This window comes from Nostoc sp. FACHB-888, assembly GCF_014696655.1.
Classification (GTDB): Bacteria; Cyanobacteriota; Cyanobacteriia; order Cyanobacteriales; family Nostocaceae; genus Nostoc.
Map to the genome: position 1 here is coordinate 52,120 of NZ_JACJQM010000016.1, position 21,291 is coordinate 73,410.

The following is a 21,291-nucleotide window of genomic DNA, read 5'->3' on the forward strand; positions in this document are numbered from 1 at the left end:
ATGCGAAAAACTACCATTTTTACTTTTACGTTGCTATCCCTGGCAATCTTACCAGCAATGGCACAAGTTAACACGGAATTAGGCCAGGTTTGGAATGATATTAAATTGTATTCCGCAGAAATGGAAAAATACTTTCAAAATAATCTGAGCGAGAACTTAAAGCCTTTAGAAGCACAGAGTCGAAATGCTCTTGATAGTGCCAAGGGAGATAGAGAATTGAAGATACCTAGCCCTGTAGCTGCGGGAAAAAAGATTCGTGATAATATTATCAACGAATCTTATCGTTCACAGTCTAGAGAAAGCCGCTTTGAAAATAATGCAGCAGTACGGGGAAATATAGCTAGTAATGAACTCAATCGTTTTATTACTCGTGGAGCAGCGGAAGGTCTTCTTGGTAAAGATGGACAAAATCGGACACAAGAAAAGTTAGAAAATACTGAAAATACGTTAGAAGAAATTACCAGTTCTGCCGGACAGTTAGAGGGAGCGAAAAGCACATACATTCAAAATATTCAGACTGCTCTTTCTAGTGCTAATCAAATTAATAGTGGAGCTAATAGTCCAGTTGTTAAGGGTATTTTGAATTTAGCACAACTAATAGGTGTCGCTCAATTACAAACTATCAGAATTCAAGAGGCACAATCACAATTTTTAGGCGAAACATTTGCTCAGACAATACAAACGAATCAGTCTTTACAATATTCTAATTTAAATTTGGCAAACATTTCTCAGCAGGCAGAAGAGGCAAATCGCGCTCGGAGAGTAGATACATCTACAGAAGCAGCGCGACTTTTACGAGCTACTTCTCAACTAGATTTGTTTGGTAGAGAAATTGATAAGTAGGATTTTAGAAGAAAAAACTCTAATTTCCTATACAATTTTTGAAATCCATAAACTTTTTACAAACCAACAACAAATCTAAAAAACAGTTTGCAGTGGTGCGTTATCGACAGCCTAAGCATAACGCACCTCAAGTATGTGGGATAGTGCGTTAGGTTCCTAATGCACCCTAGAAAATCTAAAAAACAGCCTATCAACTCAAAATGCAACTTGCTATTCAATTAATTTTTGCTCAACTAGGTTCCCAAGCAGCAGGCATTGATGAGCTTCTCGATGATGGTGCCGCAACTTCCCAAAGTATTGCTGAAGGATGGGACAATCAATGGCAGAATTTATTACAGAATACCAGCAGTAATAGCTTGTATGGAGCGCTGACAACTCTGGGTATTTTTTTTGCAGTAGGAACCCTGTTATTTTTTATGATACAATTCCTCAAAGACTTAATATCCTACGAATATAGTCGTCCAATATCAGCTTTAATCTGGCCTTTTGTGGTGGTCATCCTCTTAAGTAATACGGGCAATGGAAGTATGCTTTCTAGCCTGACACTGGGAGTGCGTAACTTTATAAACACTGTCAATCAGCAAGTATTAGTAACAGCAGATGCGGATAAAATGTATCAGCAAGCATTGAGTATGAGTGTTGCTGAAGAAATAGCTGGTTCTTTTCTGCGTCCTTGCCAATCGCTAACTGGTGAACAACAAAGCCGATGCTTTACTGAGGCTGCCGAAAAAGTTAATCTTCTCTTGCAGAGATATAGAAATACATATAGGAATCAAAACTGGATAATTAGGCTACAAACTAGGGTAGATGATATTAGATATGACAAAGGCTTTGTATCAGAAACCTCATTTAATTCTTTGTTAGGTTCTACAGTCCAAACAAGCATCAAAAACTTTTTAATTTCCTTGCAATATGCCTTCCAGAATTTGATAGAAGCAACTATGTTGCTGATAGCAGCTTTAGGGCCAATAGCCGTAGGTGCGTCTTTACTGCCTGTAGCTGGTAAACCAATTTTTGCATGGCTGACCGGATTTTTATCTATTGGAATCGCCAAGATTTCATTCAATATTATTGCTGTGGTGACTGCCGCAGTTATTGTAAATGGGCCAGGTCAAGATGTTAGTGTTGATCCAGACTTAATGTGGTTCATAATTTTTCTAGGGATTTTAGCACCAATTTTGTCGTTAGTTGTGGCTGCTGCTGGAGGTTTTGCAGTATTCAGTGCTATTAGCAATACGGCTTCTTTAGTAAAAGCGAGGATATAAAAAATTCAAAATGAATAAAACTGTTGAAACTATGCTGACTGCTGAATTATATGCAAATCATAATTAATATAGAATAACTGAAGTTTTTTGCAGAAGAGGTGATAAAATGGTGCGTTTACTGGAAAAAAGACAAACAATAGCAAGTGTTTTGACACTTTTTGCGATCGCAACCTTCGGTTTACATCTATTAGTTTTATTTTTATTCTTATTGCAAGGGCTAAATATTCGCCAACTCAGTGTGAGAAAAGCTCCCAACTTTGTGCAATTAATAGACGGTAAAGCAGTAGCTAATATTGATGATTTAGCAAGAGAACCAGAAGCAATTCGCCAATTCATCAGCAAAACAATGATATCAATGTTTAGCTGGTCTGGAAACTTACCACCACAAAGGATTGAAGAAGTTGCAAACCCCAAACCAGATTTAGGAATTGTTATTCCAACACCTCAAGGAGGTAGCCAAAAAGTTAGTACCAGCAGTTGGATAGCTAGTTTTGCCTTATCCGAAGACTTTCGCAAAGGTTTCTTGAGGACAGTTGCAGAAATGACACCACCAGAAGTTTTCTCTGAAGATCCAAAGCTTGCTATGACATCAGAATTAGTTATTAAGCGGGTTGATCCACCAAAACAAATTGCACCAGGTAAGTGGCAAGTGGGTATGGTAGCCGACTTAATTCAACAAAACCGAGTTGGTGGTGCAAAAGTCATCACTCCTTTTAATAAAGATTTCCTTATACGTGCAGCAGATTATTTCGGTAATCCCCAAGCAGGTAATAGCACAGACCTGCAAAAGGCAATTTACAGTGTCCGGGCTGATAAACTAGAAATTTATGAAATTCGTAACTTATGTTTGCTAGATGGCAACAACAACCTTAATCAAAATAACTTAACACAATGTGGGGCTGGACAAACATCTGATAGCTTTATCAGATAAAAGGTTTCTCATTTACTGGCTCATAGTTCAATTTATATAATTAATTATTAATGCAATTACTCAAACCAGAAAATAGGAAAAATAACCCATTGCCACTGTTGGCAGTAGGAACATTTGGTTTACATGTATTTACCTTGCTTTTACTAATATTTAACGGGTCTATGTTACAACAATTAGGTCAGCAACTTACACCTCAAACTTTAGTGCAACTTGTTGATGGTCGCACTATAACTGTAGACCCCCAACCAAATTTAGAGCGACAGCCAGAGGCTATTCGGCGTTTTGTGGGTGAAACTATGAGTTTAATGCTTACCTGGTCACAGCAACAGCCACCAACACAAGTTTGGGAAATTACTTCCCAACTGGTAGCTGATGATTTTAAAGAAAAATTTAAGTCAGAAGTTACCAATTTAAATCCAGATAGCCAATTTGAAAATGTTAATCGAGGAGCAGAGAATGTATTAGTAATCCAAAAAATTTCTCAACCTAAAGAAATAGGTAATGGAAAGTGGGAAGTGGAGATGCTTGCGAATCAATTAGTTTTTAGCGGTTATGATAGATTGGGAAAATCAACTTCCTTTAATAAAAAAATTTTAGTTAGAGCAATAGATGAACCAGCAAGTTCGCTACCCAATGCTCCACTACCTTCGCACTTTGCAGCTTACCGCCTTGGTGAAGCCAGACTAGAAATTTATAATGTATGTGAAATCCAAGATAAAAATTGTTCTGGGAATCCAAACCAAGCTTTACCATGACTAGATACTCAACTCCTGCGGAAACTCCTCCCCAAAATGAATTTACTTTAACCACCGATGATCACCAACAACAATCTGTAGAATCTTTCGATTGGGAATCGCGGATGTCAAGGTTGGTCGGCTTTGAAGAAGAATCTTCTACCGATACCCAAGGTTCAGAAGACTCTGCAACACCGCAAGAGTCGTTTTCTCAACCACAAGAAGTTCAGACTAAGCAACCCCTCTCATCTAATCCCTTTGCAAAGTTAGGCTTGGTAGGGGCTGCTACCTTAGCGATTGTTTTGGTGGGTGGTGTATTTTTGTCTCAGTTGATGAGTGGCAGCAATCAACAGCCAAAAGATATTGTTCCTCCACAAGCCCCTGAGCAGCCAACTAATGAGTCTAGCTCTCAACAGCTAGAAGGCGAAGTAGATACTCTCAAAACGAAATTAGCCCTGACTGAACAAGCGCAGATGGTGAAAGCTGCTCAAGAACAGCTCAGAACGGCAAAATCAAGGCAGACAGCAGCCTTACAAGAACCGTCAGTTTCTTCTAGAGGGAGACAGAGAATGATACCAACACCCCCACCAACAGTTAATGTGCCTCGAACAGTAACAGTTGAGCGCATTGTTCAAGTACCTGCTTCTCAACCTTTGCCATCACCTCAGCTACCAGTTGTGAAGCCAAACACTCAACCTCAACCTGTAGTCAATATAACTCCACCATCTCCACCAAACCCATTTGAAGAGTGGAGGAGGTTAGCAAAGTTAGGTAGCTACGGTCAAGTTAATGCTACCAATCAACCTAATAACGTCGCAGCTGCTCCTGAACCTGCAAACAATCCGCAACCACAGGAAGAGACACCACCACCGGAAACTCCTGCTCCTGCGGTGAGCCAAGCGCAACCTTTGGGACAAAAATCCTTAGCAGTAGGGACTAGTGCTAAAGCTGTGTTAGCAACAGCGATATTTGGTGAAACTACTACTAGGTCAGGCGGTGGTGATGAAGGAGGCGATGCGAAAAACGTATTTGTGATCCGATTAAAAGAAGCACTCAAATCCAAGGACGGTGCGATCGCTTTCCCTGCAAACAGCGAATTCCTAGCTGAAATTAGTTCCATTAACGAACAAGGTCTTTTGCAGATGAACGTAACTAAAGTTATCTCGCAAAATGATGGCAACCCTACCGAACAAAGCTTACCCAACAATGCAATTATTGTTCGTGGTACCCAAGGTAAACCTTTAATGGCAGGTAAATTTCCCGGTCAAAGTTCGTCCATAGCATCAATGGATCTAGGACTATTCGTTTTGGGTGGTCTTGGTAAAGCGGCAGAGTTAGTAAATCGCCCTGATACCAAACTCGTGCCTTATTCTATAACATCAACATCTTCCAACCCTACCGAAAACAACCCGGACAATACCACCACCAACACCTCCACTGGTCTTATTAGTGAGACTGAGAACAGACGCAACATTGCAGCTGGGATTGTAGAAGGTGGTTTCAACTCTGTAGTACCCCAAATTGCCCAACGTAATCAACAGGCGATCGCCCAAATGTCACAACCAACGAATGTTTGGTTTATGCGAGCTGGCACAACTGTTGAATTATATGTTAATCAAGCAATCTAATTTTAGGAGATAAAATCTATACCAATTTTAGTTTTTAGATTAGGTAATGGTAATTGGTAATTAGTTTTCTTTCCATCTTTCGGATGCCCCTTATTATCTCTACCAATCTCCTCCATTTGCAACCATGAAAAAGAATACTAAATTATCAGGAAATACCCCGAAGAATTCTTATTTCCTACCTATAGCTTCCTTAATTTTCTCGGTTGCTATGTTATTGTTGGTAGGCCGCGCTGGTGCTAATAACGCTGTTTTGCGTTCCATATTTTCTTGCCAAGCACAGGGTTTAGGTGGAGCAATACCTACGATCGACATTTGGTATCAACAAGGAACAAACTTAAGCTTTATTCCGGCTGGAGAAGTAATTAAAAAAGTTTGGTTAAACGATCCATCACAAGTAACTATAGACTTTGATGGCCCAGTATGTATGCAGTTTGGTCAAGATTCTAATAGTAATGCAGGAGATTGTACAAACTCCTCAGCGAATGTAATTCAACTCAGACGAATTCAAAAACTCGATATTCCTGGGCTTCCTCCCACTAGCAATACACTTTTGACAGTTGTTACCGAAGGGCAAGGTAGAAATAAGCTGTATACTTTTCGAGTGATATATAAAACAGATAACCCTGAATATCACACTTTAGCAGTTTTTGCCGATCCTTCTGGTCAGGAAGGAGCTTGTGCTACAGTTTCACAATAAACTTTTAGCAAAAAGCACCCGACAGTTTCCTTCTACAGCGTTGCAGAACAATGGGATGAATTGGGTCAAGCTCTTGAGGCAGGTGAGGCAGCACTTCTCTGCGAGACGCTGCGCGTAGCTTGCTTCCTAAAAGGGGTACGACTACCCTCAGCGACCGGGAGTAGGGAGGGAATTTTGCAAGTTGCTAAATCATCCCACTTTCTCTGCAATGCCCCTTCTACAAAAAGCGCCGATGCCCACGCATATCTGCATTGTGGCGTTTCAAAAGCCTTGCTCAAATTCTTTACTTAGACAAAAGTGTTAGAAAGCATCTAAGTCTTTAGGCAGTTTTCTTTCTTTATAAAGCACGGTTAGGATCAGGCGTAGGTAGTGCTGTAGTTCAATCAATTGAAAAACCCCATAACTCAACTGATTTAACTGACTCATGCATTAAGCTAATCGTCATTTAAATTACACCATTTTCATGGTAATAAAACCTGCAAACCCTCTCCCTTGCTCCCCTGCAATCTCAATGTGCAAATTAAATCTTTAACAGCTTATCAGCCTATATGTTTATAAATCTTTAAGTGAAAACTAACCGAAAATTCTAAATTCGTGTAAATATAAAGAAAAGCTTAAGAGGTTACAGACTCATGGTCACTACCAAAATGATGCAACAGCTTTGGGCTGTAATCGAGTCTACCCAGGTCAACACCCTGCTGCATTTTGACGATGCGGCTTTAGTACAATTGCTCCTCCAGCAGCTAAAAGCGAAGCAGGCTATTGATCCTCAGGCAGATAGCACCCTAAATACTTACATAAAATCTAAACTGCCCCTTATTCGTGATACAGCTGAAGGACGATTATCCTTCGGGCAAGGCGGCAATCAATAGTACGAGAAATCATCAAATGATTGCTCGCCAAGCATACGCTCAGAGTTCAAACAGTGGAATATTATGAATAACTGGCTAGTAATTGCCCTAGTAGCTTATCTAATTGGAGCAGCGATTGAAGGGGTGAGTACAGCCAGTCAGCTATCTCATTCAGTGCCAGAATTAGCTAAAAGTACACAAGCTCACCCTTCAGAGTCTGCCACTGAGTCTAGTTCAACTTGGCGAATTGTGGCTGCGATCGCCTCAGTAAGTATATGTGGAGCTTTTTGGTGGCCTTGCCGCCTTTTCCACCGTTTAATTAAAGGCAAGGTTAATTCGTAAGCTTAATCCTCATCTGTAGAATAAAACTGTTGGGCATAAAAACGGGCATAGCGTCCTTCCTGAGACAGGAGGGAGGTATGAGTACCAGCTTCAACCAACTGTCCTTGTTCTAGTACGAGAATGCAGTCAGCCCTACGAACGCTGCTCAAGCGATGGGCGATAATAAACACGGTACGGTTTTGCATCACTCGCTCGATCGCTTCTTGAACTAGTGCTTCTGACTCCGAATCTAAGGCAGAAGTAGCTTCATCTAGGATGAGAATTCGAGGATCGTTGACGATCGCTCTGGCGATCGCTAATCTTTGGCGTTGTCCTCCCGATAGGTTAACTCCACGTTCGCCTACCCAGGTATGATAACCCTGGGAAAACTGGGTGATAAAGGAGTGAGCATTGGCAATCTTTGCTGCTTCTTCAATTGCTGCCAAATCTAATTCTTCCTGACCATAGCCAATATTTTGGGCGATCGTTCCCGAAAAAAGGGTAACATCTTGGGGAACAATGCCAATTTGACGGCGCAGGCTAGTGAGTGTAACGTCGCGGATATCAATATTATCAACCAGAATTTGACCCCTCTGAGGGTCATAAAAGCGAAGTAAAAGGTTAATTAATGTCGATTTGCCCGCACCAGAAGAACCAACTAAAGCAATGACATCACCAGGAGAAGCTTGCAGACAAAGATCCTTGAGTACCGGCTGGCTGGGATTGTAGGCGAAATCGACATGACGATATTCTACCTTGCCCATAACTCTTGGCATTTCCTTTGCATTCGATTTTTCGCTGAGGCTAGGCTGCTTCGCCATCAGTTCAAAGATGCGTTCGACGGAAGCTTCAGTCTGTTTGTACTCGTTGTAATTGCTAATCATCATGTCGATTGGCTGAATCAGTAAAGCCACAGCAGCTAAGAAACTGATAAACCCTTGAGATGTCAGCTGATTCTGAGAAATCTGCCATCCTCCCAATAAAAATAGCAGCATAATACTAACTGCTTCCAAAAACCCAACAACAGGAAACTGAATGGATTTGAGTTGTTGAGTGCGATACTGAGCCTGACGATTGTGTTCTGCTTCCTGATTGAATCGCTTCACTTCATACTCTTGTGCCGCAAAAGCCTGAACCACACGAATACCGCCAAATACTTCTGTTAGCAGCGCTGACAAATTGGAAACCTGATTTTGACTCTGACGAGATAGCACGAGTAATCGCTGACCAAATCCTCCGATCAACCAAGCCATCAAAGGAGCCAAAATCAAACCTGTAAGCGTGAGCGGCCAATTCAGGTAGAGCATATAAAGCGGAATCACAATTAACTGCAAGAGATTGGAAAGAAACTGATGGGATAACTTGTCAACAATCTCCCCTACCCGGTCGATATCTTCAGTTAGGCGATAAGTGAGGTCTCCCGTCTGTGTGGTTTCAAAGTAATCCAATCCGAGTTTGTGCAGGTGAGCGTAAACTTGCTTACGCAAGTTTAAAACCATTTCCAGAGCAGCAGCTATCATAAAGACATTCTGCCCGTATTGACAAAACCCTCGAACCAAAAATACTAAAGTGGCTAGTCCGAGCCAGTAGGCAATCTGGGTAACATTTCCCTGACCAAGAAACAAAGCGACCTTACCTGCTAAATAGGGTATTGCTAGGGTGAACAATACAAACCCTAAAATACAAGCTAATCCCCGAACTAACCGCGGCCATTGGGGCCAGAGATAAGGCAACAGTTGCCAGTAGCTAGAGCGGACTTTCATAGTTCAATTCTGTATGCTTATATTGTGCTAGCGCTGCAAAGTATCCCTTCCATGATTTATCCAACAATCTCAAAACTTGTTGTGCAACCTTGGCAGATAAACTTTTGTACTCTTGAAATTTGGCAGTAGCAGTAATTTCTACTAAGTTTCTCCTAAATAGGTTAGCAGAAGGCGGGCAATTCTCTCAGATGCACCGGGCAAGCCAAATCGCTCACGGCCATTTACTTTGCACTTAGCGAGGTAGTCTGAATCTTGTAAAGTCTCGACTACTCGTCGAGCTGCTTGCTTGAGAATCTCAGGGGTTGCTGGCTTGGTGCCGATGGTTTGGACATTTGTGCCCAACAGCCGTGTTTGCGCCTCTGCAAATTGATAAGTAAATTGAGGGCCCTCTCCGGGAATCTGGATGATAGGTTTCCCGATCGCTACAGCTAGCTCCACTGCCAACCCTGCCATACCAATGACGAGAGTAGAGTTACATAGGATGTCGCTGAAGGCATCTGAATAACATCTCACTTCCACAATCGGTGATTCGTCAGGAGAATTTCCTGGAGGAGAATAAGTGAGTATGCCTTCAGTTAGCTGCCAACCTTGGCTTTTGGCGATGTCGTCTAGTTGCTTCATCAAATCCGGTATCAAGGCTGCGCGAAACTGTAATCCTGATTCAGGCATCACCTTGGCGATTTCTACCACTAGTTGCAACTGCAAACAAAAATTTCGCGCGGCTTCAGGCATCCGTGACCCTGGTAGGAGAGCGATCGCTCTCTCGTCCGGTTTCAGGTGCAAGTCTTTGCCAGTAGGGACGAGCCAATCTAAAGCCGGAATGCCAGCCAATTGAGCTTTAGTTAAACCTTGCCGTTGGAGGTCATAAGCCGTATAGGATTCTTTGGTGAAAACTGCCAGACATCTGGAAGAATTAAGGTCGTGCCACAGAAGCGGATTGAGCCGTAACCGCCCTTCGTAGAGTGCAGAAAGACAAGAGATAAAGGAGACGAAGGGGCGCTTTGTTAAGTAAGCAAATGTCTGGGAGACAAAATCCCCAGTAGCCATAATCAAATCGCAGTCGGGAGCATACTGCAACACTGCTTGTAACTGTCGCCACGTTAACCCAATCAATCCCGATTGAAAATCTTTGAGCATATAGAGGCGCTTCATATAAAAGAATCCTCCAGAGGGCATTGTTTGCGTCGGGCCAATAATGGGAATGTTCAAGTTGCGGTAAGCTTTTCCTTCCCCCACAATCGGCATTGCTGCCATCTCCAGAGAAGGACACAATTGGCGCAGGGTCTGAATAACATAAGAGGTATGGTTGTCCTCTCCGTGGCCGTTACTGATAAATAAGATTCGCTTAGAGGGCATCTTGGGATTTGGATAGGTCTAAAATACTTGGTAATTGGAGACTGGATTTAAAGCTACCGTGAGCCGTTGATTGACCTTTTTCAACCCGCAAAAAATAGACTACTTTCTTATAGCACTATGCGTTGTGCCTTATTACAAGATTATGAAGATTATTCCGTCTGTCTGAGCAAATTCTTTAATATACAACCAAATACTAGAGAAACTGTTGGGTTAGATGGCAAAGTCCTTAAAGGTTCATATCAGATTAAATCTTGTTGCTTAGTCTAAACTCCAGAAGAGATACCAAACTCACCCAACGGCCTGCTCAGGGCATCGTTTGGGGCGAAGTATGTAGCAAAAACTCTTTATCAATTTGCAGTTGGTCAATTATGTAGTTTGTTCTGGTGTCGCTACATTTTGCCCAATCTTTGGCTCAGTACCAGCAAGCAGCCGTTCAATATTAGTGCGATGGCGCAAAATCACATATAATCCACCGGCAATCCCAAACAGAATATATGGTAAAGGTTGATGCAAAAGTACCATGAAAATGGAAACAGCGATCGCACCTGCAATTGAACTCAAAGAGACAATCCGCGATATTGCTACGACAACAGCAAACACACCTGCTGTTGCTAAACCTACCTGCCAACTCATAGCCAACAAAATCCCCAAGCTGATGGCAACGGATTTACCACCAGTAAAGCCCAAAAAAATTGATTTACTATGTCCCAAGATGGCAGCTAACCCAGCTAAAGTTATTAACCAAGGTTGCCACACTTGTGCATCTACCGTTGGAGGGATATAATTTTGAATTGGGTTAAAATTGAATAACCAGTAAACTAGAGCGATCGCTAATACTCCCTTTAAAGAATCAAGTACTAAAACGAATGCTCCTGGCCCTTTTCCCAAAGTTCTTAGTACATTAGTTGCTCCAGTAGAACCTGAACCAACTTCTCGAATATCAATACCTTTTAACTGCTTCACAGCAATGTAGCCAGTGGGAAAAGAACCCAACAGGTAAGCTATAACCACAATTGCTCCGCACAGAGTTAACCAAATAGCCATAATATTCAAAATTCAAAATTTAAAAAAGTCAAGAGTAATACCTCTTGACCAATGACTAATGACCAATGATTAATGACTTATTTAAAAGTCATCATCATAGTTTCTCATGATTTTGGGGTCAGGGGCAAAGGCTAACCACAGGGGGAATTGCAGCAGTGACAAACTGATTTGCTCCTCTGAATCGTCAATGATAATTAAGGGCAGTTGATTAGCTTTCGTCAATCGGTCTGCCTTCTGAGCTAGAGCATCAGACGCCTCAAATAGTACCACGCCCCGGTCTGGGCCGAAATCTGGGCGACCGATTCCCAGACAATCTTGCAAGCCGCGCCGCCATTCACCCAATCGCTCAGGTGTATTAGCTAAGACTAAAGTACGGACGCGATCGCCATATAGCTTGTGTAATATCGAAATTGCAGCTGAGGCAATTAAAATATTTTGTAAGCGGCTACCCATTGTCCGCAAACCACCCCGTCCCCCTTGGGTAAAAAACCAGTTAGAGATTCGTTCTGCGTGAATTGGTTCAAAGGTACGGCGTAGTTGCCAGGCTGGTCCGTAGTAATCTGGTTTATTGCGGTATTGGTCAATTAGGCGGCGAATTTGCTTAGTAGTATCTTGAAACTGCTGTTGGGCAAATTGCGGTATTCCAGGTTGGGTTTCAACTGGTTTAGCCTCTTTTTCTTTTACAAATGGTTTTTCTCGTTCTACCACAGTTGGCGTCAGTTGCAACTGTTCAGCCGCAACGGCTAAATCTTGTAAGCTACCAGTGAGATAGTCTTTAAAACCCTGCACCCGAATTGCCAAGTCTTGGGATGTTCCAGCAAAAGTGGTTCGCATCTCGTTGCGAATACGTTCTTGACGGCGTTCTAGTTGTTCTACAGAAATTTGCAGGGTTTGTTTGCGTTGTTCTAACTGCACTAGCGATTCTTGCACCAGTCGCCCCAGTGAGGTTTGAGTTTCACTCACTTGTGCTTGAAGGTTTTGGTAAGAAGCTTGCAGCTTGGCTATTTCTTCCTTGAGAGACGCTTCAGCGCTCTGCAACTCTGCCACTCGCTGCTCTGCTTGTGTATATAAAGAATGGTTTTCTGAACCCAGTGCGGTATTATTTTCCGGTTGCGACTGCGCTACAAACTCGCTATTTGAATTTTCTGTTAGCTCTAGTGTAGAATCTACCACTTCTGCATTGGAAATGAGTGGCTCAAAAGTTGTGTAATCCTCTGATGAGCTAATGGCTCCTGTTTCTCCCACTGACTCAACAGATGGATTGACTGGATGTTCAACTGCATTGTTCTGTTCTTGTTTTTCTGCCAACCGCTCATCAATTGGTTCTGGGGTTTGAGATGCCTCTGGGTTCATAAACAATAGTGTAATTCCTATGACGCGAATAAATAGCTTTCAGAAATATTACAATTGACCTGCCATAAAAGTCCTGAGTTATGAGTGCTGAGTTATAAGTCTAGAGCGAAACGACTCAGCACAGATGGAACTTAGAACTAAATACGCGGACAACGTTGTTCTAAGCAACTTTTCAAGGTATTGGGATCAAATAAAATCGGCAAAAAGTGAATACTTTTAATTTCTTTAAAGTAAAACAGGATGGGGACTTCATTCCAGAAGATCCGCCAGTTTTGCCATTCCTGGTAGGGAAAACGCCGAATCAATTTTTCGCCTCTGTAAATATCTAAATCGGTGGCGGTAAATTGCAAACGCAGCGTTAACGCCTGAAACATGAGAAACAAACCAAACAGTGTAAAAACAGAGCCTACCAACGGTTGTACCAACAGTAGTGGAATAGCGGCAATCACCAACACTATAGGTATATTGTAACTAGGCTTGAGTTCCACAGTTGATGTGGAGTTAGGAGCAAATGAACTGGTCACAGTCTTAAATCCTGCTTTATTTACTAGGCATCTCTCCTATTTTAGGAGTCAGGAGTTAGAAGTTAAGAGTTAGGAGTGAGGAGTTTTAACTGATAACTCATAACTCCTAATTCCTCACTTTTACATCCCTAGAAATGCACTGCCAGTCCCCTGAAACATTAACCAAGAAAGAAAAAAGTTGAAAACAAATATAATTAGCAAGGCAGTCACAACAGCAGTTGTGGTTGACTGTCCTACGCCTTTAGCTCCTCCTGTTGTCGTCAACCCCCAACTGCAACCAATTACGGCGATTAAAATGCCAAAGCAACACGCCTTAATCATGGCGCTAACAATATCCCAGATACCAAGAAAGTTACGGGCTGAGTCTAGGAATACCGTATCAGACAGGTTGTAGATATTTGTCGCAATTATTAATCCCCCAAACATCCCTGTTACCAAAGACAGGAGGGTTAAAATTGGTAGCATTAAACAGCAGGCAAGAACGCGGGGGATAACCAGGTAATCGATTGGATCTGTTCTCAACATCAACATGGCATCGATTTGTTCTGTGACTCGCATGGTACCGATTTCGGCTGCAAAGGCAGAACCGACTCGCCCAGCCAAAATCACTGCTGTCAGCACGGGAGATAGTTCTCGTGTCAACGCGACAGAAAGCACTCCGCCGATAATGTTTCCTGCGCCAAAGTTGATAAATTCCCGCGCCACCTGAATGGTAAACACTGCACCAACAAAAATAGCTGTCAATAGGGCAATAAATAGGGAATCTGGCCCAACTGCTGCCATTTGTTGCAAGGTGTTGCGCCGATGGATTTTGCCCCTCAATAGGTGAACTAGTACTTGCCCACCCAGAAAAATCGCCGCCAGCAGCCGCTGACTCCATTCTCCTAAACTGGATTTGGATGTAGTCTGGTTCAATGTTCTGTAGCTAACTCGGTAACTGCCTTAAGAATAGCGGAAGTCAACCCCTTGGGGGAATTCAAAATTCAAAATTCAAAATTACAATTCCCATCCCCCAGTCTCCAATCCCCAATGGGGCTAAATATTAACTTAGATTAAAGATGCTCTCAGAAAATGAAGCTGTTATTGAACGTGCTGCCAACCAATAAATAAGTGTTACTCTTGGCTATAACCTTTATTTTGCAAAGGTTTTGCAGATTCAAATTCTTTTTGATAACCCCAGCATGTGCTGTAACGGGTAGCCGTTTATTTTAATGAAAACTTAAGATTTTTGACAGATTGGTTGTTCAAGAGCGATCGCACGTATTGTAGAAAATGACGAACTGCTATCTAGCTCTTGTCATATCTACTCACGGAGTTTGTCTTAAATGACTATTTTCAGTAACTTTCTCCGCTCTTTACTACTCACAATCATTTTTAGTTTTGTTGCTCCCATATTCCTAGTTGGCGGTGGACTGCTCCTTTTACCCCTCATCGGTTACTTCCCAGGTTTACAAGAGTTAACTGAAGCGATCGCTACTCAGATTATGCATTTTCTCGCCACCTTTGGCAGTGGAACTCCCCTCCGGGGATTATTTGTGATTAGTTTTACCTGTAGTTTCGTCGGGGCACTGTTTGATATGTACGTTTATTATCGGTGCCAAATTTTACGAATTAATTCCTAAACAGTAGAAATAGCTTTGTCAGGCGCTAATGGGCTGTACAACATAGGGAAACGCAATATCCCAAAAGTCAAAATACTACTGGTCTTAAGCTAAGTAGAAATTAGTGTTGCTGAATGAATTTTTTAATTAAATATTTATTAATTATTAGTTATTAGTTATTGATTACTGGCAACTAGTACAGGTGCGCGACTGTAGTAAATCAATCCTCAAAAAGTCAAAAATTTGATAATACCAAGGGTTGTAGGATTTTGAACCCTGTAGAACAACTAAAATAGTGTGTGCTAAATCATTATGCTGAACGCTAAACTAGAGTTTGGCATTTTGGGCTAGCTGTAATTTTTAAGGACTTGATTAGTATTCATTGAGAATATCAAATAAAACCCACTGCAAAATATAAAAATTTCCTTAAAATTCTGATGCTCAGAATGTCTGCTTATGTTTCTTAACAGAGCAAAGCAGGTCGTCTGACTGCTGGGCATCTTATATTAAGTTTATTACGAGGTATGTTGACAGCTCATGATTTGGCCGTTTAAGCCCAAGTTTAGAAAACAAATTGCGCGGATTGAAATTACTGGTGCGATCGCCGGTGCTACCCGCAAACGCGTCCTAGAAGCCCTGAAAACTGTAGAAGAAAAAAAGTTTCCGGCATTATTGCTCCGGATCGATAGCCCTGGTGGTACAGTCGGAGATTCCCAAGAAATCTACAGCGCCCTGAAGCGTTTGCGCGAAAAAATTAAAATCGTCGCTAGTTTTGGGAATATCTCGGCTTCTGGAGGAGTCTACATCGGCATGGGAGCCGAACACATCGTAGCTAACCCAGGAACGATTACGGGTAGTATTGGTGTGATTTTGCGTGGGAATAACTTGGAACGCTTGCTAGAAAAAATTGGTGTTTCTTTCCAGGTAATTAAGTCTGGCCCTTACAAAGACATATTGTCTTTTGATCGGCAACTGACTCAACCAGAAGAAAACATCCTGCAAGAGTTGATTGACACAAGTTATCAGCAGTTTGTCCAAACGGTAGCTGATGGTCGTTCTTTAACAGTAGAAGCTGTGAAAAGTTTCGCCGATGGCCGGATTTTTACTGGACAGCAAGCCCTAGAGTTGGGTGTTGTAGATCGCCTGGGCACAGAAGAAGATGCCCGTCGCTGGACAGCAGAACTAGTCGGACTTGATCCAGAAAAAACTCTCTGCTATACCCTAGAAGAACGTAAACCCTTATTGAGTCGCCTTTTACCAGGGAGTCGTCAGTTTTCATCAGGAATTCGATCTGGAATTGATTGGCTCGAATTTGAAGTGTCTACTAGTGGTTTACCGTTGTGGTTATATCGACCTTAATATGAGTTAGGAGATAAGAGTGAGGAGTTAGAAGTTAAAACTCTCAATTTGTCACTCTTAACTCCTAATTCCTAACTTTTTTGTTTTAAGGAGGATTTGGGCGTGGAGTGGCAAATGCGGGCTATTCGCGGAGCAACAACCGTTTCAGAAAATACCGTTGAGGCAATGCGAGAGGTAGTGACAGAACTGCTAGATGAATTAGAAAACCGGAATCAATTCCAGCCGAAGGACATGATTAGTGTGACTTTCTCAGTGACACGCGATTTAGATGCTATTTTTCCAGCTGCGATCGCTAGATCGCGTCCTGGTTGGGATAATGTGGCCATGTTGGATGTGCAGCAAATGCACGTCGAAGGCAGCTTACAGTGCTGCATTCGGTTCTTAATCCACGCTTATCTGCCAGCTTCCGCCTCAATTCATCATATTTATTTACGCAATGCTGCTAGCTTGCGTCCCGACTGGAGTTTGCCCCAGTCTTTACAAACATCACAGCCAGTAGTGAAGTCAAAAGTGTAAATATACTTAGAATAAAATATATGTAATAAACAGCACAAAAATATCATTGTGTGCTGATGTGTTTGTTCAACCTGCTGCTGGTAGGAAAATATTACTAGTTTGTCATAGTAATTTGGAGTCATTGGTGAGGCGATCGCGGCCAAAATCAAGATGTTGAGTTGTGAAGGGAGTTTGAAATGAATTATCAAAAAGAACTCACTGCAATGCTTGTTCCATTCTATTTAGGGGAGCAACAAGATTCAAAAGGTCGCACAATTCAAGAGATGTGGACTTGGGATTTTGAAGAATTGGAGTGTGTCCATGATTATATTCAGTGGTTGTTCCCTTTGCCTGAGCGAAGTGCATTCAATCGTGATGCACCCATTGTTGATGAGAAAGTAATTCAAGCATTTCAAAGCAACCCACACCTACGTCAAAATTTGCTGCGTTCCTTCACAGTCATGCTTAAATTTTATGGGTTGCAACGCCATCAGAGTAATGACGGAAAAATAGTTGTCAGCCAGTCAGAAAACTATCCGAATCGTAAGCGTGAATGGGTCTGTATATTTGACCACAATTATCTTCGCATCACCCGTATATTAAAATGCTTAATGACATTTGGATTGGAGAATGAAGCCCAAGCATTTTATGAATGCTTGCAGCAAATCTACCAGGAGAATAGCGATCGCATTGGAAGTGAAACATTTCAGTATTGGACAATTGCAGTCAAACCCAATGCGACAATGTAACAATAATGATACTGTTCAGCGATCGCCCTTTGCAAAGGGGAATAAAATATATGCGGAGATTTCTGAGACAACGAGAGTTAGGATCGGAAGGTAGGCTGTAGCTGACAAGCTAAGTATATGACATCCACATCGCGTGTTATTTATAGTGACCCCGATATATTGGGGGGAACCCCTGTTTTTGTTGGCACTCGTGTGCCGATAAAAACCTTGCTCGATTATCTAAAAGCGGGTGACTCACTAGATGAGTTTTTAGATCACTTTCCTAGTGTCAGCCGTCAGCAAGCAATCGCCACTCTCGAATTAGCAAAGGAAATGCTAACGGTCTATGCGAATTCTGCTTGATGAGTGTGTTCCACGACCCTTAAGGCGTGAACTCACTGATTATGAGGTACGCACAGTTGTGGAAATGGGATGGTCGGGCAAAAAGAATGGCGAACTGTTGCAACTGATGATCCAGGAGAATTTCACAATTCTCCTCACAACAGACCAAAACTTACGATATCAGCAAAACTTGCAACAGGCTGGAGTTGCAGTCGTTGTTCTAGTAGCATCTAGTAATCGCCTACCTGATTTGCTTCCATTGATACCCAGTGTTCGTAGTGTCCTAGCAACGATCACTCCAGGTGTAGTTGTTGAAATCAGAGATTTTTGACGCGAGCTTAATACAACAACTCTATTCTTTTTGATGATGAAACCGAATTCCTAAAAAGATGTCATAAACAAACTCAAAAAAGTCCTTTTTCTGTAATAATCCTGAAGTTTGATAACAGCCTTTTTGATCTAAAAGTGGCTTCATGACATAATATGCAGGCTGATAATTATACCAAGGAATAGAAGGCCACAAATGATGAATTAAGTGGTAATTCTGCCCCATGATCAAAATATTAAGAACTTGGTTTGGGTAGACACGAGCATTTTTCCAGCGATCGCGCTCTGCAAAAGGACGATGCGGTAAATAATCAAAAAATAATCCCAGTGCTATCCCCACCACAAAAGCTGGTATAAACCAAAAATTCAGAATGTAACCCAAAAAGTGGTATTGCACCGATATATAAACAATTACACCGACAATTAAACGGCTAATGAACCATTCTAATAGCTCATATTTCCGCCACAGTCGCCGTTGAAAGAAAAACACCTCATGGTATAAAAACCGCACTGCAATCAGCCAGAGTGGACCACCCGTAGAAACATAATGATCTGGGTCGTCTTCGGGATGATTGACATGACCATGATGCTGTAAATGCACCCGCGTAAACACTGGAAAAGCAAAAGCTAGCATTAATGCACTGCCATGTCCTAACATCGCATTCATTACCCGGTTGCGATGGGCAGATTGGTGACAAGCGTCATGAATTACCGTCCCAGCACAATGCAAAGCAATAGTGTTAAGGCTAAAGCACAGCCAGTGCGGCCATTCCCAAAGCCAGTAACCAAAGTTAGATAACACTAGCATTGTTACAGCTACCAAAAACAGCAGTAGCGTGGGATTAAAATCACCAGGAGGCGCTAAAAATTCCTTTGGCGGGATTGTCAGTGGCTTTTTTGCCTCCGATGCGATCATCTCTAACATTGACTCCTTCTTAATCAAACATTACAAATATACGATAAAGATTAGGAAAGAATAAATTTATGTAAAGTTTTGTATAGCAAGATTTATCTACAGCTTTAAATATCAGTAGATGAATAACGCTATGATTCCAAACAAAGCCTAATCTTTACTAATAATTGGGATATGACAATCGGCAAGGAGTTAAAGGGATAAACTCCTTAGTGAGGAGGATGGATACAAGATTGTTGTAATATATCAAGTCTATCCCACAGAACCCACTCTCCCAAGAAACACTCTCTAGCTGCTTATATCTATTGGTATAGCAGTAACTGAAAAGGAGATGCCACTTAAGTTACGATGACTTCCCAGATAGCTCCCTAACTTCAGCCCTTATGCAATTAAGAGATTCTCTGCGCCGGACAAAAATTGTCGCTACTATTGGCCCCGCTACTAGTAGTCCTGAAATGCTCAAGGCGATTATTGAAGCGGGAGCCACGACGCTACGACTCAATTTCTCCCACGGAACTCATGCCGACCATCAGCGTAGTATTCGCTTAATTCGGCAAACGGCTTTTGAACTAAATCAACCAGTGGCTATTCTCCAAGACTTGCAGGGTCCAAAAATTCGCTTGGGGAAGTTTGACAACGGGTCTATAGTTGTGGCAAAAGGCGATCGCTTCACCTTGACAAATCGCCCGGTGGTAGGTACGCAAGAAATTAGCTGCGTCACCTACGATTATTTAGCCGAAGAAGTTCCAGTTGGCGCAAAAATCCTGCTTGATGATGGACGAGTAGAAATGGTTGTGGAGGAAATTAACCGGGACAAAGGTGATTTGCATTGTCGCATCACTGTACCTGGTAAACTTTCTAACAACAAAGGCGTGAATTTTCCCGGTGTTTACCTGTCAGTTAAAGCAATGACCGACAAAGACCGAGAAGATCTTATGTTTGGTCTAGATCAGGGTGTAGATTGGGTGGCACTTTCCTTTGTCCGCAATCCGCAGGATTTGATCGAAATTAAAGAGTTAATTTCCAGTACAGGCAAGCAAGTGCCGGTAGTTGCCAAAATTGAAAAGCACGAGGCCATAGAACAAATGGAGGCAGTTCTGGCTTTGTGTGATGGTGTAATGGTTGCTAGAGGCGACTTAGGTGTGGAACTACCAGCAGAGGATGTCCCAGTACTGCAAAAGCGGCTAATTGCTACAGCAAATCGCTTGGGGATTCCCATCATCACCGCCACCCAGATGTTAGACAGCATGGTGAGCAATCCCCGTCCCACTCGCGCTGAAGTATCGGATGTAGCAAATGCGATTTTAGATGGCACGGATGCGGTAATGCTCTCTAATGAAACCGCTGTGGGTAGCTTCCCTGTAGAAGCAGTGGCGACGATGGCGCGAATTGCCGAGCGTATGGAGCAGGAAGAAGCCCAACACTTAAACTTACGTTCTTTGAGAGATTCCCGGCGCTCCATTCCCAATGCGATTAGTCAAGCTGTAGGGCAAATTGCCGAACAACTAGGCGCAGCAGCAATCATGACCCTAACGCAAACTGGGGCAACAGCTCGCAATGTATCTAAGTTCCGTCCCCAAACACCGATTTTGGCAGTGACACCCCATGTGAATGTGGCGCGGCAGCTACAGATGGTGTGGGGAGTAAAACCGCTATTGGTGCTAGGATTACCTTCGACTGGTCAGACATTTCAAGCTGCGATCAACGTGGCTCAAGAGCTTAAATTACTGTCTGAGGGAGATTTAGTAGTAATGACTGCTGGCACACTCCAAGGAATTTCCGGCTCCACAGATTTGATTAAAGTCGAGGTGGTGACGGCAATACTAGGTCACGGAATTGGGCTGGGACAAGGTTCAGTGAGTGGTCGCGCACGAGTAGCTAATACTGGCATGGATGTTAGTAACTTTAATCCTGGAGACATATTAGTTGCACCTCGCACTAGTGCTGATTTTGTTGAAGCAATTCGTAAAGCTGCCGGAATTATTACGGAAGAAGAAAGTCTCACAAGTCACGCAGCAATCATCGGCTTGCGTCTCGGTGTGCCAGTTATTGTCGGCGTGAAGCAGGCAACGCAGGCGATTCGGGATGGGGCGATCATAACACTGGATCTGCAACGGGGTTTGATTTACTCTGGGGCGGTGAGAACGCATTAGGATTGGTGAAGAAGCAGGGGGGCAGGGAGCAGGGGGGGCAGGGAGCAGGGGGCAGGGGGCAAG

General features: G+C 42.5%; 22 protein-coding genes. 15 read left to right on the forward strand and 7 right to left on the reverse strand.

The annotated features are described in order from the left end of the window. From H6G26_RS12675 to H6G26_RS12710, 8 genes are all read left to right on the forward strand, one after another. Nucleotides 1-843 carry a hypothetical protein gene (locus H6G26_RS12675; protein WP_190729598.1) on the forward strand — a complete coding sequence of 281 codons (843 nt, stop codon included), beginning with the start codon at nt 1-3 and terminating at the stop codon, nt 841-843. Nucleotides 844-1,043: 200 nt separating this feature from the next. Then, on the forward strand, nt 1,044-2,108 hold the full coding sequence (locus H6G26_RS12680; protein ID WP_190729599.1) for a hypothetical protein: 1,065 nt from the start codon (nt 1,044-1,046) through the stop codon (nt 2,106-2,108). A 106-nt stretch (nt 2,109-2,214) separates the two neighbouring features. Further along, nucleotides 2,215-3,039, forward strand: a complete 825-nt coding sequence (locus H6G26_RS12685; protein WP_190729600.1) for a hypothetical protein — start codon at nt 2,215-2,217, stop codon at nt 3,037-3,039. Between the two features lie 50 nt (nt 3,040-3,089). After that, complete coding sequence (locus tag H6G26_RS12690; protein ID WP_190729601.1) at nt 3,090-3,794, forward strand: hypothetical protein; 705 nt, start codon at nt 3,090-3,092, stop codon at nt 3,792-3,794. Then, entirely contained in the window at nt 3,791-5,401 is a 1,611-nt protein-coding gene (locus H6G26_RS12695) for a TrbI/VirB10 family protein (RefSeq protein WP_190729602.1), read from the forward strand. The genes H6G26_RS12690 and H6G26_RS12695 overlap by 4 nt, the downstream gene beginning before the upstream one ends. A 124-nt stretch (nt 5,402-5,525) precedes the next feature. After that, on the forward strand, nt 5,526-6,098 hold the full coding sequence (locus tag H6G26_RS12700) for a hypothetical protein (RefSeq protein ID WP_190729603.1): 573 nt from the start codon (nt 5,526-5,528) through the stop codon (nt 6,096-6,098). A gap of 632 nt (nt 6,099-6,730) precedes the next feature. Next, nucleotides 6,731-6,970, forward strand: a complete 240-nt coding sequence (locus tag H6G26_RS12705; RefSeq protein WP_190729604.1) for a hypothetical protein — start codon at nt 6,731-6,733, stop codon at nt 6,968-6,970. Nucleotides 6,971-7,033: 63 nt separating this feature from the next. Then, nucleotides 7,034-7,291 (forward strand): hypothetical protein, encoded by a 258-nt coding sequence (locus H6G26_RS12710; RefSeq protein ID WP_190729605.1) that lies wholly within the window; start codon nt 7,034-7,036, stop codon nt 7,289-7,291. Between the two features lie 2 nt (nt 7,292-7,293). Here H6G26_RS12710 and H6G26_RS12715 read toward each other — a convergent pair whose 3' ends face one another. From H6G26_RS12715 to H6G26_RS12740, 6 genes are all read right to left on the reverse strand, one after another. Continuing rightward, entirely contained in the window at nt 7,294-9,033 is a 1,740-nt protein-coding gene (locus H6G26_RS12715; RefSeq protein WP_190729606.1) for an ABC transporter ATP-binding protein, read from the reverse strand. Nucleotides 9,034-9,174: 141 nt separating this feature from the next. Then, nucleotides 9,175-10,389 carry a lipid-A-disaccharide synthase-related protein gene (locus H6G26_RS12720; RefSeq protein WP_190729607.1) on the reverse strand — a complete coding sequence of 405 codons (1,215 nt, stop codon included), beginning with the start codon at nt 10,387-10,389 and terminating at the stop codon, nt 9,175-9,177. Nucleotides 10,390-10,755: 366 nt separating this feature from the next. Beyond that, complete coding sequence (plsY, locus tag H6G26_RS12725) at nt 10,756-11,433, reverse strand: glycerol-3-phosphate 1-O-acyltransferase PlsY (RefSeq protein ID WP_190729608.1); 678 nt, start codon at nt 11,431-11,433, stop codon at nt 10,756-10,758. Between the two features lie 81 nt (nt 11,434-11,514). Continuing rightward, entirely contained in the window at nt 11,515-12,786 is a 1,272-nt protein-coding gene (locus H6G26_RS12730; protein WP_190729609.1) for a DUF3086 domain-containing protein, read from the reverse strand. Nucleotides 12,787-12,923: 137 nt separating this feature from the next. Continuing rightward, nucleotides 12,924-13,310, reverse strand: a complete 387-nt coding sequence (locus H6G26_RS12735; RefSeq protein ID WP_190729610.1) for a DUF3119 family protein — start codon at nt 13,308-13,310, stop codon at nt 12,924-12,926. 120 nt (nt 13,311-13,430) lie between these two features. Further along, the gene (locus H6G26_RS12740) at nt 13,431-14,225 is read right to left on the reverse strand and encodes an MlaE family lipid ABC transporter permease subunit (RefSeq protein WP_190729611.1); all 795 of its coding nucleotides are present in this window, start codon (nt 14,223-14,225) and stop codon (nt 13,431-13,433) included. A gap of 410 nt (nt 14,226-14,635) precedes the next feature. Here H6G26_RS12740 and H6G26_RS12745 point away from each other — a divergent pair, with 410 nt between their 5' ends. From H6G26_RS12745 to H6G26_RS12770, 6 genes are all read left to right on the forward strand, one after another. Next, a complete protein-coding gene (locus H6G26_RS12745) occupies nt 14,636-14,932 on the forward strand; it encodes a hypothetical protein (RefSeq protein WP_190729612.1) in 297 nt (98 codons plus the stop codon). 516 nt (nt 14,933-15,448) lie between these two features. After that, entirely contained in the window at nt 15,449-16,270 is an 822-nt protein-coding gene (sppA, locus tag H6G26_RS12750; protein WP_190729613.1) for a signal peptide peptidase SppA, read from the forward strand. A 114-nt stretch (nt 16,271-16,384) separates the two neighbouring features. Beyond that, nucleotides 16,385-16,786 carry a chorismate mutase gene (aroH, locus tag H6G26_RS12755; RefSeq protein WP_199326832.1) on the forward strand — a complete coding sequence of 134 codons (402 nt, stop codon included), beginning with the start codon at nt 16,385-16,387 and terminating at the stop codon, nt 16,784-16,786. Nucleotides 16,787-16,962: 176 nt separating this feature from the next. After that, on the forward strand, nt 16,963-17,514 hold the full coding sequence (locus H6G26_RS12760; RefSeq protein ID WP_190729615.1) for an opioid growth factor receptor-related protein: 552 nt from the start codon (nt 16,963-16,965) through the stop codon (nt 17,512-17,514). A 117-nt stretch (nt 17,515-17,631) separates the two neighbouring features. Then, nucleotides 17,632-17,856 carry a DUF433 domain-containing protein gene (locus H6G26_RS12765; RefSeq protein ID WP_190729616.1) on the forward strand — a complete coding sequence of 75 codons (225 nt, stop codon included), beginning with the start codon at nt 17,632-17,634 and terminating at the stop codon, nt 17,854-17,856. Next, a complete protein-coding gene (locus H6G26_RS12770) occupies nt 17,840-18,166 on the forward strand; it encodes a DUF5615 family PIN-like protein (protein WP_190729617.1) in 327 nt (108 codons plus the stop codon). The genes H6G26_RS12765 and H6G26_RS12770 overlap by 17 nt, the downstream gene beginning before the upstream one ends. 21 nt (nt 18,167-18,187) lie before the next feature. On the opposite strand, the gene crtR is transcribed toward H6G26_RS12770, so the two are convergent. After that, entirely contained in the window at nt 18,188-19,078 is an 891-nt protein-coding gene (gene crtR / locus H6G26_RS12775) for a beta-carotene hydroxylase (protein ID WP_190729666.1), read from the reverse strand. 380 nt (nt 19,079-19,458) lie between these two features. Here crtR and pyk point away from each other — a divergent pair, with 380 nt between their 5' ends. Beyond that, the gene (gene pyk / locus H6G26_RS12780; RefSeq protein ID WP_190729618.1) at nt 19,459-21,228 is read left to right on the forward strand and encodes a pyruvate kinase; all 1,770 of its coding nucleotides are present in this window, start codon (nt 19,459-19,461) and stop codon (nt 21,226-21,228) included. Nucleotides 21,229-21,291: the final 63 nt, after the last annotated feature.